The organism is Streptomyces sp. NBC_01268 (assembly GCF_036240795.1).
Lineage (GTDB): Bacteria > Actinomycetota > Actinomycetes > Streptomycetales > Streptomycetaceae > Streptomyces.
Map to the genome: position 1 here is coordinate 5,409,120 of NZ_CP108454.1, position 13,006 is coordinate 5,422,125.

General features: G+C 72.7%; 15 protein-coding genes. 10 read left to right on the top strand and 5 right to left on the bottom strand.

What is annotated here, in order from left to right:
* Positions 1-14 precede the first annotated feature (14 nt).
* Entirely contained in the window at positions 15-998 is a 984-nt protein-coding gene (locus tag OG309_RS24475; protein ID WP_443067590.1) for a hypothetical protein, read from the bottom strand.
* A gap of 29 nt (positions 999-1,027) precedes the next feature.
* Here OG309_RS24475 and dapE point away from each other — a divergent pair, with 29 nt between their 5' ends.
* Positions 1,028-2,122 (top strand): succinyl-diaminopimelate desuccinylase, encoded by a 1,095-nt coding sequence (gene dapE, locus OG309_RS24480; RefSeq protein WP_329423753.1) that lies wholly within the window; start codon positions 1,028-1,030, stop codon positions 2,120-2,122.
* Between the two features lie 84 nt (positions 2,123-2,206).
* The gene (locus tag OG309_RS24485; RefSeq protein WP_329423755.1) at positions 2,207-2,956 is read left to right on the top strand and encodes a TIGR00730 family Rossman fold protein; all 750 of its coding nucleotides are present in this window, start codon (positions 2,207-2,209) and stop codon (positions 2,954-2,956) included.
* A gap of 149 nt (positions 2,957-3,105) precedes the next feature.
* Here the strand turns inward: OG309_RS24485 and folP are convergent, their stop codons facing one another.
* Positions 3,106-3,966 (bottom strand): dihydropteroate synthase, encoded by an 861-nt coding sequence (gene folP / locus OG309_RS24490; RefSeq protein WP_329423756.1) that lies wholly within the window; start codon positions 3,964-3,966, stop codon positions 3,106-3,108.
* Positions 3,967-4,080: 114 nt separating this feature from the next.
* Between folP and OG309_RS24495 the strand changes: the two genes are divergently transcribed.
* Together OG309_RS24495 and OG309_RS24500 are read left to right on the top strand one after the other, a co-directional pair.
* Positions 4,081-4,428 carry a DivIVA domain-containing protein gene (locus OG309_RS24495; protein ID WP_329423757.1) on the top strand — a complete coding sequence of 116 codons (348 nt, stop codon included), beginning with the start codon at positions 4,081-4,083 and terminating at the stop codon, positions 4,426-4,428.
* Complete coding sequence (locus OG309_RS24500; RefSeq protein WP_329423759.1) at positions 4,425-5,015, top strand: DNA-3-methyladenine glycosylase I; 591 nt, start codon at positions 4,425-4,427, stop codon at positions 5,013-5,015. The genes OG309_RS24495 and OG309_RS24500 overlap by 4 nt, the downstream gene beginning before the upstream one ends.
* Positions 5,016-5,036: 21 nt before the next feature.
* Here OG309_RS24500 and OG309_RS24505 read toward each other — a convergent pair whose 3' ends face one another.
* A complete protein-coding gene (locus OG309_RS24505) occupies positions 5,037-5,840 on the bottom strand; it encodes an enoyl-CoA hydratase/isomerase family protein (RefSeq protein WP_329423761.1) in 804 nt (267 codons plus the stop codon).
* A gap of 281 nt (positions 5,841-6,121) precedes the next feature.
* Here OG309_RS24505 and OG309_RS24510 point away from each other — a divergent pair, with 281 nt between their 5' ends.
* Positions 6,122-6,289 carry a DUF3117 domain-containing protein gene (locus OG309_RS24510; protein ID WP_205628308.1) on the top strand — a complete coding sequence of 56 codons (168 nt, stop codon included), beginning with the start codon at positions 6,122-6,124 and terminating at the stop codon, positions 6,287-6,289.
* Positions 6,290-6,425: 136 nt separating this feature from the next.
* On the opposite strand, the gene OG309_RS24515 is transcribed toward OG309_RS24510, so the two are convergent.
* On the bottom strand, positions 6,426-7,040 hold the full coding sequence (locus OG309_RS24515) for an O-methyltransferase (RefSeq protein ID WP_402546214.1): 615 nt from the start codon (positions 7,038-7,040) through the stop codon (positions 6,426-6,428).
* 208 nt (positions 7,041-7,248) lie between these two features.
* Between OG309_RS24515 and sigE the strand changes: the two genes are divergently transcribed.
* The 5 genes from sigE (at position 7,249) to OG309_RS24540 (ending at position 11,805) form a co-directional block, all read left to right on the top strand.
* Positions 7,249-8,007 carry an RNA polymerase sigma factor SigE gene (gene sigE, locus OG309_RS24520; protein WP_329423762.1) on the top strand — a complete coding sequence of 253 codons (759 nt, stop codon included), beginning with the start codon at positions 7,249-7,251 and terminating at the stop codon, positions 8,005-8,007.
* Positions 8,004-8,723 (top strand): anti-sigma factor family protein, encoded by a 720-nt coding sequence (locus OG309_RS24525; RefSeq protein ID WP_329423763.1) that lies wholly within the window; start codon positions 8,004-8,006, stop codon positions 8,721-8,723. Before sigE ends, OG309_RS24525 begins: the two co-directional genes overlap by 4 nt.
* Before the next feature lie 82 nt (positions 8,724-8,805).
* Entirely contained in the window at positions 8,806-10,560 is a 1,755-nt protein-coding gene (locus OG309_RS24530) for a S1C family serine protease (RefSeq protein ID WP_329423765.1), read from the top strand.
* Between the two features lie 91 nt (positions 10,561-10,651).
* On the top strand, positions 10,652-11,104 hold the full coding sequence (locus OG309_RS24535) for a sec-independent translocase (protein WP_329423766.1): 453 nt from the start codon (positions 10,652-10,654) through the stop codon (positions 11,102-11,104).
* Between the two features lie 98 nt (positions 11,105-11,202).
* Entirely contained in the window at positions 11,203-11,805 is a 603-nt protein-coding gene (locus OG309_RS24540) for a hypothetical protein (protein WP_329423767.1), read from the top strand.
* Positions 11,806-11,869: 64 nt separating this feature from the next.
* Here OG309_RS24540 and OG309_RS24545 read toward each other — a convergent pair whose 3' ends face one another.
* A complete protein-coding gene (locus OG309_RS24545) occupies positions 11,870-13,003 on the bottom strand; it encodes an Mrp/NBP35 family ATP-binding protein (protein ID WP_329423769.1) in 1,134 nt (377 codons plus the stop codon).
* Positions 13,004-13,006 lie beyond the last annotated feature (3 nt).

Sequence of the window (13,006 nt, forward strand, 5' to 3'; positions counted from 1 at the left end):
TTCGGAGAGCGGCGCTATCTGGCGGTGAGCCTGAGCCGGACCCAGGAGCCGTCGGTACCGCCGGCGCCGCCGGTGCTCTCGGCCCCCTTGGCGCCGCCGCTCTTCACGCGCTCCCACCCGCCCGACGAGTCGTCCGCCCGCCAGACCCGGTCCCCGTACGCCACCTCGGCGAGACGCAGCTCGTCCGCCCGCGCCACCGCCCACTGCGCCAGCTCCCAGCCGCGCTGCTCCCGGGACCCGGTGGCCGCCCGCACCGGTACGGCGAGCTCGACGGCCGCGGCCCCCGCGCCCGGGGCGCCCGAAGGCGCGCCCTTGGACCCCTGGGGCTCCGTCCGGGGCTTCGCCCGCTCGCCGAAGGCGCGGACCACCTCGTCCCGCACCCGCGCCGGATCGCCCGGCCGGCCCTCCGCCACGTCCGCCGTGCACGCCAGCGAGGCCGGCGCCCGGCCGGTCAGCGCCGCCGACAGCAGCGCCGCGTCCGGCTCGTGCTTCGCGTACGCCTGCGGGAAACCGCTGCGCTGCACCTTCTGCGCCGCCACCGTCAGCGGCAGCCGCGAATACCCCGGGACCTTCTCCAGGCCCTCGTAGAACCTCCCCGACGCGTACACCGGGTCGAGGATCTGCTCGGGCGTCCCCCAGCCCTGCGAGGGGCGTTGCTGGAACAGCCCGAGGGAGTCACGGTCGCCGTGCTCGATGTTGTACAGCGCCGACTCCTGCAGCGCCGTCGCCAGGGCGATCGTCACCGCCCGCTCCGGCATCCCGCGGGTGGTGCCCACGGCCGCGATCGTCGCCGCGTTGGACGCCTGCTCCGGGGTGAACTCGTACTGGTTCGCCCCGCTTCCGACACTGCACCGCGGCGCGCCCTTGCTCCCCGTGACGTAATGCACGGTGACATAGGCGACCAGCCCGAGGAGCACGGCGAACGCGGCCGTGAACCGGGTGAGACGCCCGCGACGTGCGGGGCTGGGGGGACGGGTGGGCTCGGACACGCGCCCCACCGTACTGGAGGCCGCGTTAGGGTCGGCACATGGCTGACACCGCTCCTGGAGAGACTCCGCTGGACCTCACGCTCGACGGCGCCGCGCTGACCGCCGCCCTGGTCGACTTCCCGTCCGTCAGCGGCACCGAGAAGCCGCTCGCCGACGCGATCGAGCAGGCCCTGCGCGGACTGCCGCACCTCACCGTCGACCGGTACGGCAACAACGTCGTCGCGCGCACCCGCCTCGGCCACGACGAGCGGGTCGTCCTCGCCGGACACATCGACACCGTCCCCATCGCCGACAACGTGCCCTCCCGGCTCGACGAGGACGGCATCCTGTGGGGCTGCGGCACCTCCGACATGAAGTCGGGCGTCGCCGTCCAGCTGCGGATCGCCGCCACCGTCCCCGCGCCCAACCGCGACCTCACCTTCGTCTTCTACGACAACGAGGAGGTCGCCGCCCACCTCAACGGCCTCGGCAAGATCGCCGACGCCCACCCGGACTGGCTCGCGGGCGACTTCGCGGTCCTTCTGGAGCCCTCCTACGGAGAGGTCGAGGGAGGCTGCCAGGGCACCCTGCGCGTCAAGCTGCACACGACGGGTGAGCGGGCCCACTCCGCGCGCTCCTGGATGGGCTCCAACGCCATCCACGCCGCCGCCCCCATCCTGGCCCGGCTCGCCGCCTACGAGCCGCGCAAGCCCGTCATCGACGGCCTGGAGTTCCACGAGGGCCTCAACGCCGTCGGCATCGAGGGCGGCGTCGCCACCAACGTCATCCCCGACGCCTGCGTGGTGACCGTCAACTACCGCTACGCCCCCGACCTCTCCCCGGAGCAGGCCGTGGCCCACGTCCGCGAGGTCTTCGCGGACTGCGGCGTCGCGGAGTTCGAGATCGACGACGAGAGCGGCGGCGCCCTGCCCGGCCTCTCGCACCCCGCCGCCGCGGCCTTCATGAAGGCGGTCGGCGGCAGCGCCCGCCCCAAGTTCGGCTGGACCGACGTCGCCCGCTTCAGCGCGCTGGGCGTCCCCGCGGTCAACTACGGGCCCGGCGACCCCATCTACGCGCACAAGCGCGACGAGCACGTGCACGTCGAGCGGATCCACCACTGCGAGGCAAGGCTCCGCGACTGGCTGACCGACTGATTCCCGGAATTTCGCTTTTCGTCACCTCTGTGGACCTACCCTGACCGGACCGGAAGATCAGTGGAACGGCGAAAGGAGCAGGCCATGGGTGTACCCGAGGAGCCCAGGAAGCCCGAGGAGCAGAGGCTGGGGCCGGTGCTCAGGCGCCGCGACCAGGTCCAGCCCGGCACCACGGACCAGCGTCTGCTCGACACCGAGGGCGACTCGGAGTGGGTGCACACCGACCCCTGGCGGGTCATGCGCATCCAGTCCGAGTTCGTCGAGGGCTTCGGCGCCCTGGCCGAACTGCCGAGCGCGATCAGCGTCTTCGGCTCGGCCCGCACCAAGCCCGACTCGCCCGAGTACGAGGCCGGCGTGCGCATCGGCCGCGCGCTCGTGGAAGCGGGCTTCGCGGTCATCACCGGCGGCGGCCCGGGCGCCATGGAGGCGGCCAACAAGGGCGCCCGGGAGGCCAAGGGCGTCTCCGTGGGCCTCGGCATCGAGCTCCCCTTCGAGCAGGGCCTCAACCCGCACGTCGACATCGGCGTGAACTTCCGCTACTTCTTCGTCCGCAAGACGATGTTCGTGAAGTACGCGCAGGGCTTCGTCGTCCTGCCCGGCGGCCTCGGCACCCTCGACGAGCTCTTCGAGGCCCTGACCCTGGTCCAGACCAGCAAGGTCACCCGCTTCCCGATCGTCCTCTTCGGCACGGAGTACTGGAAGGGCCTCGTCGACTGGCTCCGCGACTCGGTCGTCGCCGGCGGCAAGGCCTCCGAACACGACCTGCTCCTCTTCCACCTCACGGACGACGTGGACGAGGCGGTCGCGCTGGTGACGAAGGAGGTCGGGCGGTAGGCCCGCGCGGGCCGGGCCGCCCCGGCCCGTCCGGTGCCTGAGGACACGACCGCAGGCCGTACGGTCCGGGGCGGAGCCCCGGACCGGGAAGGGGTCGGGTGGGGGCCCGGTGGGGGAGAGACCGCGAAGGCGCCCCACCCCCCGCCCGACTACGCCAGCCCGCGCCGGGCGACGGCAGGCGCCCGGTGTCCGGCGATGGACGCGACCATGTCCAGGACCTGCCGTGTCTCGGCGACCTCGTGCACCCGGTACACCTGCGCCCCCAGCCACGCCGAAACCGCCGTCGTGGCGAGCGTCCCCAGCACCCGCTCCTTCACCGGCCGGTCCAGGGTCTCCCCGACGAAGTCCTTGTTGGACAGCGAGACGAGCACCGGCCACCCGGTCGACGTCATCTCCCCGAGCCGCCGCGTCGCCTCCAGGCTGTGCCGCGTGTTCTTCCCGAAGTCGTGACCCGGGTCGATCATGATCCCGTCGCGCCGCACACCCAGCGCCACCGCCCGCTCGGCGAGCCCGACCGTGACCCGCAGGATGTCGGCCATCACGTCCTCGTACTCCGTACGGTGCGGCCGGGTCCGCGGCTCCACACCGCCCGCGTGGGTGCAGACGAGCCCCGCTCCGTACTTCGCGGCGACCTCCGCGAGCCGCGGGTCGACCCCGCCCCACGCGTCGTTCAGGACGTCCGCGCCGGCCTCGCACACCGCCTCGCCGACATCCGCCCGCCAGGTGTCCACGCTGATCACCACGTCCGGGTGGCGCCGCCGCACCTCGGCCACGAAGCCGACCGTGCGCCGCGCCTCCTCCTCGGCCGTGACCTCCTCGCCGGGGCCCGCCTTGACGCCGCCGATGTCGATGATCGCGGCGCCCTCGGCCACGGCCTGCTCCACCCGGGCGAGGGCCGGCTCGTCCGTGAAGGTCGCCCCCTGGTCGTAGAAGGAGTCCGGGGTCCGGTTCACGATCGCCATGATCACCGGCTCGTGCGGCCCGAATTCACGCGGTCCCAAGCGCAGCATCCCTTATGTCCTCCCTTGCGGCCGGTCGCCGCATCGTCTGCGACCCTAACTGTCGGTGCCGCATGGCACGATCGGCACCGGACGTTTTCCACGGACGGGGAGAGGCGCGCGCTGGTGTTCTGGTTTCTGCTGATCACGATGGTCGTGGTCGTCGCGGCGGTCACCCTGGCGGTGGTCGGCGGCGGCGACAGTGAGGTGCTGCCCGAGGCGGCGCCCGAGCAACTGGTCGATCCGCTCCCCGCGACCCGCCCGGTCGGCCAGGCCGACGTCGAGGCGCTGCGGCTGCCCGTCACCGTCCGGGGCTACCGGATGGCGGACGTGGACGACGTCCTCGGCCGGCTCGGCGCCGAGCTCGCCGAGCGCGACGCCCGGATCGTGGAGCTGGAGGCGGCCCTGTCCGGCCCCGGGCCCCGGGACGCCGCTCCGGGCGACGCCCCACGGGACGGGGAGGACGGCGCGTGAGCGAGGGCGCGGCGGTCGCGGGACCCGACGGGCTGCTGCGCTGCCCGTGGGGCCTGTCGGCCGAGGACTACGTGGCGTACCACGACGAGGAGTGGGGCCGCCCGGTCCACGGTGACGACGCCCTGTTCGAGCGCCTGTGCCTGGAGGCCTTCCAGTCCGGGCTGTCGTGGATCACGATCCTGCGCCGCCGTGAGGGCTTCAGGAAGGCCTTCTCCGGCTTCCGGATCGCCGAGGTGGCCCGGTTCACCGACACCGACCGGGAACGGCTCCTGGGCGACGAGGGGATCATCCGCAACCGCGCCAAGATCGACGCCACCATCGCCAACGCGCAGGTGCTCGTCGGCTGGGCCCCCGGCGAGCTGGACGAGCTGATCTGGTCGTACGCGCCGGACCCGGCGACCCGCCCGGTCCCGGCCGGCACGGGCGAGGTGCCGGCCGTGACGGACGAGTCGACGGCCCTGTCCAAGGCGCTCAAGAAGCGCGGACTGCGGTTCATCGGCCCGACCACGGCGTACGCGCTGATGCAGGCCTGCGGTCTGGTCGACGACCACGTCGCCGGCTGCGTGGCGCGCGGCGCCGGCCGCTGAGCCGGCGCCCCCGCGGGCCCCTCAGCGGCCCAGGTACTTCGGCTTCTCCTTGGCGATGAAGGCCTGCACGGCGATCGTGTGGTCCTCGGACGCGCCGGCCTTCGTCTGGAGCTCGTCCTCCTTCTCCAGCGCCTCGGCGAGCGAGTGGTCCGCCCCGTACGCGAGGGACTCCTTCAGCGCCGCGTAGGCGACGGTCGGGCCCTCGGCCAGCTTGCGGGCCACCTTCGCGGCCTCCTCGGCGAGCGACGCGGCCGGGACGAGCCGGTTCACGATGCCCAGCTCGTACGCCTCCTGGGCGCCGATCGAGCGCGGGAAGAGCAGCAGGTCGGCGGCCCGGCTGTGGCCGATCAGTCGGGGGAGGGTCCAGGACATGCCCGAGTCGGCGGTGAGGGCGACCCCGGCGAACGAGGTGTTGAAGCCGGCCGTGTCCGCCACCACCCGGTAGTCCGCCGCCAGCGCGAAGCCGAAACCGGCCCCGGCGGCCACGCCGTTGACCGCCGCGACGACCGGCTTCGCCATGCCGGTGAGCGCCCGCACGATCGGGTTGTAGTGGTCGCGCACCGTGTTCATCGTGGCCTGCGTGCCGGACTCCTGGTCCTGGAGCAGCAGCCCGACGTGCTCCTTCAGGTCCTGGCCCACACAGAACGCGCGGTCGCCGGCGGCGGTCAGCAGCACCGCCCGGACGTCCGGGTCGGCGGCGGCCGCCTCGACCGCCTCGCGCAGGGCGACCTTCGCCGCCACGTTCATGGCGTTCATGGCCTCGGGGCGGTTGATGGTGATGGTGGCGAGCCCGTCGCTCACCTCGTACAGCACCGTGTCGGCCATCGCGGGGGTCCCTTCGCCTCATTGCGTCGATTGACGCCCCCAGCATGGCGGAGATCACCGGCCCGCAGCATGTGACCTGTGTCAAAGAATCAGCGCCCGAACATGGAGCGGCAGCGGCGCAGTATCGCAGGTGGATCGGCGAAATATGCGGTTTTGTGAAAGCGCGTTGCGGAAGCGATGCCACCTGATGTTGGTCATCGGGTCCTCTGATGCGGGATAATGACCGGGAAGCAATCGTGTTCGATGCTTTGGATGAGCTGGTTTCAGGAAGGGGAACGAGCATGGCGGCCATGAAGCCGCGGACGGGTGACGGCCCGCTCGAGGTGACCAAGGAGGGGCGGGGCATCGTCATGCGCGTTCCGCTCGAAGGCGGCGGCCGGCTCGTCGTCGAGCTGACCCCGGACGAGGCGAAGGCGCTCGGTGACGCACTGAAGGACGTCGTCGGCTGACGCGCCCCTGCCACGGATTTCCACTTCTGCCCCGGTACGGTACCCACCGTGCCGGGGCAGAGGTGTACCGGGCCCCGGCCGTACCGGCGGAGCGGCCGCGGCGGGTGTCCTGCCGATCGGACGGGGTTCGCGGCGGCTAGCCGCCCCTGCGGACCGCGCACAGCAGGCCGTCGCCGACCGGCAGCAGGGTCGGCAGCAGCGCCGGGCTCTCCCGCACCGTGCGCAGCAGCTCGCGTATCCGCAGCACCTCGGCCGGCTGGGCCGCCGAGTCCACCGTGCGGCCGTCCGCGAAGACGCCCTCGAAGCAGACCAGACCGCCCGGTCGCAGCAGGCGCAACGATTCAGCGAGATAGTCCAGGGACTCCGTGCGGTCGCCGTCGCAGAACACGAGGTCGTACCCGCCGTCCGCCAGCCGGGGCAGCACCTCCAGGGCACGGCCCGGGATGAACCGCGCCCGGTTGCCCGCGAAGCCCGCCGCGCGGAACGCCGCCTTCGCGTGCGCCTGCCGCTCCGGGTCCATGTCCACGGTGGTCAGCACCCCGTCCGGACGCATCCCGAGCAGCAGATAGATCCCCGACACGCCCGTGCCCGTACCTATCTCCGCCACCGCCTTGGCGTCCGCCGTGGCGGCCAGCAGCCGCAGGGCGGCGCCCGTTCCCGGCGACACCGAGGGCACCCCTGCCTCCCGGGCCCGGTCACGGGCCCAGCGCAGCGCTTCGTCCTCGGCGACAAAGGCGTCGGCGAACGCCATGCTCGTCTGCCGGTTGGCGGTAATGGCCCTCTCCTGTCCCCGTGCCTGTCCCCGTAGTTGACGCAGGCGTCGACTGTATCCGCTGCGCGCGGGAACCCGCAGATGGGACCGCGCGTTCCTAGAGACAGGAAGCACGACGGGACGGCGGCATGAGCCGGCCCCAAATTCGCGTAAAGATTCTTATCCGGAGCTAACGGGCGAGGTGGCTATGGTAGGGGCTCCACTGGACACCACCAGAGCCGACAGGGGAGGTGCGGCTGCGCCTGTGGATCGGAGAGGGAGGCTTCGGCGCCTTCTCGGATCGGCGGGTGAGCCGAAATCCGTGACCGACACCGCTGACCGTTCCCGCACCGCCGACTCCGCACCCACCACCGCGACCTTCGCATCGGATGCGGAATCGCAGGCGTGGACTCCGCCCAGCTGGGAGGAGATCGTCAGCACGCACAGCGGCCGGGTCTACCGACTCGCGTACCGTCTGACGGGCAACCAGCACGATGCCGAGGACCTGACCCAGGAGGTCTTCGTCCGGGTCTTCCGCTCGTTGTCGTCCTACACGCCCGGCACCTTCGAGGGCTGGCTGCACCGCATCACGACCAACCTGTTCCTGGACATGGTCCGCCGCAAGCAGCGCATCCGTTTCGACGCGCTCGCCGACGACGCCGCCGAGCGGCTGCCCAGCCGCGAGCCGTCCCCGCAGCAGGCGTTCAACGACACCCACTTCGACGCCGACGTGCAGCAGGCCCTGGACACCCTCGCGCCCGAGTTCCGTGCCGCGGTCGTCCTCTGCGACATCGAGGGCCTCTCCTACGAGGAGATCGCCGCGACCCTCGGCGTGAAGCTGGGCACCGTCCGCAGCCGCATCCACCGCGGCCGCTCCCACCTGCGCAAGGCGCTCAAGCACCGCTCGCCCGAGGCGCGCGCGGAGCGGGCGCTCGCCGTAGTCGGCTGGGAGGGCGGATCGGCGTGAGCGGCACCCGTCCGTCAGCCAACCCGGCAGAGCAGCACCTCGCCGGGCAGAACCTCGCGGATCAGCACCTCGGAGACCGGCTCGCCGCGCTCGTCGACGGAGAGCTCGGCCATGACGCCCGTGAACGGGTCCTCGCCCACCTCGCCACCTGTGCCAAGTGCAAGGCCGAGGCGGACGCCCAGCGCAGCCTGAAGAGCGTCTTCGCCGCCAGTGCACCCCCTCCGCCCTCGGAGGGGCTGTTGGCGCGGCTCCAGGGGCTGCCGGGGGGACCGAGTGACCCGGGGGGTCCCTTCGACGACCTCCTGCGCGGCGGAGGGCTGCGGTCCGACGGCTTCGCCACGGCCGCGCCGGTCACCCCGCACTCCGGCTTCCGGATCCACGAGGTCGGCGACCGCTCCTCGGGGCGGGGTCGCCGGTTCGCCTTCGCGGCGGCGAGCGCGGTCTCCTTCGCCGCGATCGCGCTGGGCGGCACGCTGCCGCTCGAAGGTGCGCGCGGCCAGAGCACCGGCAACAACGTGACCCCGCTGCGGGCCCCGGCGACCTTCGCCTCGGGCTCCCGCCGGGAGCCGCCCGCCGAGGCGGCGGCCCCCACCGTGGTGCCGGCCCGCCTGGAACTGTCCCCGTTCATACGCCCGGCGGCTCCCGCGCTCAGGCTCTCCTACGCGCCCGGAACCGCCCCGACCGCCACCCCCGCCCCCAGCCCCTCCCACCGCTGACCGGTGACCTGGTTGAATCCAGGGGCAGGGGCGCGCCCGACGAACCGGTGGGCGCGGACAGGTCATCTGTTGCGGGGAGAGCATGAAGAACGGGAAGCCGACCTGGTGGAGCCGTCCGTCGACCACACCCATCCCGCCGCCTGACCAGCCCCCGGCCCCGTCCCCGGACGCGGCGGGGGACCGGGAGGGGGACACGGACTTCACCCTGGCGGCACCGGCACCGGCACCGGCACCGGCTGCGGAGCCGGTCCCGGCCGAGCCCGAGGCGCCCGCGCGCCCGGAGACCCCGGCACCGGCGGACGCGATACCGACGCCGGTCGCGCCCGAGCCCGCCGCGCCCGCCCCGGAGTCGGCCGACCCGCGCCAGACCGAGCCGCTCCCGGCCGAGCCGGTCGTCACGGAGCCGCTCGTCACGGAGCCGCTCTCCGCCGGGTCTCCCTCGGTGGAGCCCGTCCCGGCCGAGCCGCTCCCCGCCGCGCCCGCGGCGGCGGCACCCGTCGGGGACCGGCCGCCCGTGCCCGCCCCCGTACCGGCGCAGCAGCAAGCGGAGCCGCAGCCCCTGCACGCCCCCGATCCCTACCGGACCCCGCCCTACGGCGGGCCGGGGCCGTGGGCGCCCGCGCCTCCCGTGCAGCGGCCCATGGTCGTGGCGCCGGCGTACGACCCGTGGGCGGCCGCCGCGCCGCTCGCCGCGGGGCCGGTCGTCCCGCCGGTCACCGTGAAGCCCAGGAAGTCGCGGCGCGGCCTCGCGCTCGTCGGCGCCCTGGCCTTCGCGCTGGTCACCGGAGTCGTCGGCGGCGGCGTCGGCGCGTACATCGAGCGCAACGGCGGGATCACCAGCGTCGAGCTGCCCCAGGCGGGCCCCGAGGCGTCGGGCCGCGCGCCCGACAGCGTCGCCGGGATCGCCGCGGGAGCCCTGCCGGGCGTCGTCACCATCCATGTGAGCGGCAGCGGTTCCTCCGGCACCGGCACCGGCTTCGTGCTCGACACCCGCGGCAACATCCTCACCAACAACCACGTCGTGGACGCGGCGGCCGCCTCCGGCGAGATCTCCGTCACCTTCAGCAACGGAGAGTCGGCCCGCGCCAAGCTGATCGGCCGCGACACCGGCTACGACCTCGCCGTGATCCGGGTCTCCGGCGTCTCGGGCCTCAAGCCGCTGCCGCTGGGCAACTCCGACACCGTCCGCGTCGGCGACCCGGTCGTCGCCATCGGCGCCCCCTTCGACCTGTCCAACACGGTCACCTCCGGCATCATCAGCGCCAAGGAGCGCCCGATCACCGCCGGCGGCGAGAAGGGCGACGGCACCGACATCAGCTACGTCGACGCCCTCCAGACCGACGCCCCGATAAACCCCGGCAACTCCGGCGGCCCGCTGCTCGACTCCAAGGGCCGGGTGATCGGCATCAACAGCGCGATCCGCGCCGCGAGCAACAGCTCCGAGAGCGGCGGCCAGTCCGGCTCCATCGGCCTCGGCTTCGCCATCCCGGTCAACCAGGGCAAGCGGGTCGCCGAGGAACTCATCAACACCGGCAAGGCCACCCACCCGGTGATCGGCGTGAGCCTCGACATGCAGTACACCGGCGACGGGGCCAAGGTCGGCGCGAAGGGCAAGGACGGCACGTCGTCCGTCACGCCCGACGGCCCCGCGGCCCGCGCCGGGATCAGGCCGGGCGACGTCATCACCAAGGTCGACGGGCAGCGGGTGCACAGCGGCGAGGAGCTGATCGTGAAGATCCGCGCGCACCGTCCCGGCGACCGCCTGAAGCTGACGCTGACCCGCGACGGCAAAGAGCAGACAAAGACGTTGACGCTCGGTTCCTCCTCGGGCGCCTAGGCGCCATGTGGAGGACACCACGAGGTACCCGCCAGGCAGTTTCGGCGGGTACCGTGGACCGGGCCCGGGACCGGCGTGAAGGAGCTACAGGGTGTTCAGCGACATAGGCGCACTCGAGCTGGTGACGCTCGTGGTGCTCGCCGTGCTCATCTTCGGCCCCGAGAAGCTGCCGAAGATGATCCAGGACGTCTCACGCTTCGTCCGCAAGATCCGGGAGTTCTCGGACAGCGCCAAGGCGGACATCCGCAGCGAGCTCGGCCCGGAGTTCAAGGACTTCGAGTTCGAGGACCTCAACCCGAAGAACTTCATCCGCAAGCAGCTCGCGGAGAACCAGGACTTCAAGGAGCTCAACGAACTCCGCTCCAGCTTCGACCTGAAGAAGGAGATGAACGAGGTCGCCGACGCCGTCCACGGCCGCGAGACCGCGCCGGCCGCGCCCACCGCGCCCGCCGCGGTGAACGGCTCCGGCCAGCCGGACCTCCTGAAGAAGCAGGACAAGCCGGACACCGGCGAGCGCCCGCCGTACGACTCCGACGCCACCTGACGACGGCCTGTCACCGTACCGGTGCGGCTCGGTGGCTATCCTCCCTCCTGGGGGTACCCCCGGACGAGGTCCGGGGGCGTGACGAGGAGGCGGCCGAGATGAAGACGACGAGTCGGGTGGAGACCGAGGGGTTTCTGCGCGCGCCCTTCGCCTGGTACGGGCTCGACGAGGCGTTCACCGGCCCGCGCCGGCTGATGCAGATCGGCACGGCCGCGGACGGCACCGTCCAGTACGGCTCGATGGGCCACGGTGACGAGCCGTCGATAAAGTCCGAGGCCGCCGGCACGGAGAAGGAGCGCTTCGCCGTCGTCGTGACCGTCGCCGCGAACCCCGTGCGCCGCACCGGCGACGGCACGGGCGTCCTGGAGGCCACCACGGTCTCCTCCGCGGCCTGGCTGGCCGGCTCGGGGCTGCTCGCCCACACCTGGCCCGCCAACCTCGACCACACGCGGCGGGACAACTGGCTGGACCAGCAGACGGAGACGGCCTTCGAGCTCGCCGACGACCTGGAAGGCCCGGCCTGGTCGACGCTCTCGCTGCCCGTGGACGGGGTCCCGGTGCCGTTCCACTACCGCGAGTCCGAGTTCGGCTGGGTGCTGGCCGGTTCGGCGACCGGCGTGCACATCGGGGCCTACGGGCGCGGGATGAGCGCGTACGGCCTGGGCTTCGCGACCGTCAAGGACCTGGGCGGATACGCCTGACGGCACGCCGGCCAAAGCCCGCGGACACGCGAAAGGGCGCCCCGAAGGGCGCCCTTTCCCCGTCTCAGAACTTGTTGCGCGGCGTGATGCCCAGGCTCATGCCCGACAGGCCGCGCTGGCGGCCGCCCAGCTTGCCGGCGATGGCGCGCAGGGCCGCGCCGGCCGGGGAGTCCGGGTCGGACAGGACGACCGGCTTGCCGTCGTCGCCGCCCTCGCGCAGCCGCACGTCGATCGGGATCGAGCCGAGCACCGGAACGGTCGCGCCGGTGGTCTTCGTCAGCCCGTCGGCGACCTTCTGGCCACCGCCCGTGCCGAACACGTCGACCATCTCGTCGCAGTGCGGACACGGCAGGCCCGCCATGTTCTCGACCACACCGACGATCTTCTGGTGGGTCTGCACGGCGATCGAACCGGCCCGCTCGGCCACCTCCGCCGCCGCCTGCTGCGGGGTGGTGACGACCAGGATCTCCGCGTTCGGCACCAGCTGGGCGACGGAGATCGCGATGTCGCCGGTGCCCGGCGGCAGGTCGAGCAGCAGGACGTCCAGGTCGCCCCAGTACACGTCGGCGAGGAACTGCTGGAGCGCGCGGTGCAGCATCGGGCCGCGCCACACCACCGGGGCGTTGCCCGGGGTGAACATGCCGATGGAGATGACCTTCACACCGTTCGCCGACGGCGGCATGATCATGTTCTCGACCTGGGTCGGACGCCCGTCCGCGCCCAGCATGCGCGGCACGCTGTGACCGTAGATGTCGGCGTCCACGACACCGACCTTCAGCCCGTCGGCCGCCATCGCCGCCGCCAGGTTGACCGTCACCGAGGACTTGCCGACGCCGCCCTTGCCGGAGGCCACCGCGTACACACGGGTGAGCGATCCGGGCTTGGCGAACGGGACCTCGCGTTCGGCGGTGGTGCCGCGCAGCGCGGAGGCGAGCTCCTTGCGCTGCTCGTCGCTCATCACGTCGAGCGTGACGTCGACACCCGTGACGCCCTCGACGCGGGAGACGGCGTCCGTCACGCGCTGGGTGATGGTGTCGCGCATCGGGCAGCCGGAGACCGTGAGATAGACCGTGACGGCGACCCTGCCGTCGGATCCGATCTCCACCGACTTCACCATGCCGAGCTCGGTGATCGGTTTGTTGATCTCGGGGTCGTTCACCGTCGCCAGTGCCTCAAGCACCGCGTCTTCCGTAGCCATAGA

Bases quoted from the DNA above. Each gene is read 5' to 3' on its own strand.
- OG309_RS24485 (WP_329423755.1), top strand. From the start codon at position 2,207: ATGGGTGTACCCGAGGAGCCCAGGAAGCCCGAGGAGCAGAGGCTGGGG.
- sigE (WP_329423762.1), top strand. From the start codon at position 7,249: ATGGTAGGGGCTCCACTGGACACCACCAGAGCCGACAGGGGAGGTGCG.
- OG309_RS24530 (WP_329423765.1), top strand. From the start codon at position 8,806: ATGAAGAACGGGAAGCCGACCTGGTGGAGCCGTCCGTCGACCACACCC.
- OG309_RS24515 (WP_402546214.1), bottom strand. From the start codon at position 7,040: ATGGCGTTCGCCGACGCCTTTGTCGCCGAGGACGAAGCGCTGCGCTGG.
- OG309_RS24505 (WP_329423761.1), bottom strand. From the start codon at position 5,840: ATGGCCGACACGGTGCTGTACGAGGTGAGCGACGGGCTCGCCACCATC.
- dapE (WP_329423753.1), top strand. From the start codon at position 1,028: ATGGCTGACACCGCTCCTGGAGAGACTCCGCTGGACCTCACGCTCGAC.
- folP (WP_329423756.1), bottom strand. From the start codon at position 3,966: ATGCTGCGCTTGGGACCGCGTGAATTCGGGCCGCACGAGCCGGTGATC.
- OG309_RS24540 (WP_329423767.1), top strand. From the start codon at position 11,203: ATGAAGACGACGAGTCGGGTGGAGACCGAGGGGTTTCTGCGCGCGCCC.
- OG309_RS24510 (WP_205628308.1), top strand. From the start codon at position 6,122: ATGGCGGCCATGAAGCCGCGGACGGGTGACGGCCCGCTCGAGGTGACC.
- OG309_RS24545 (WP_329423769.1), bottom strand. From the start codon at position 13,003: ATGGCTACGGAAGACGCGGTGCTTGAGGCACTGGCGACGGTGAACGAC.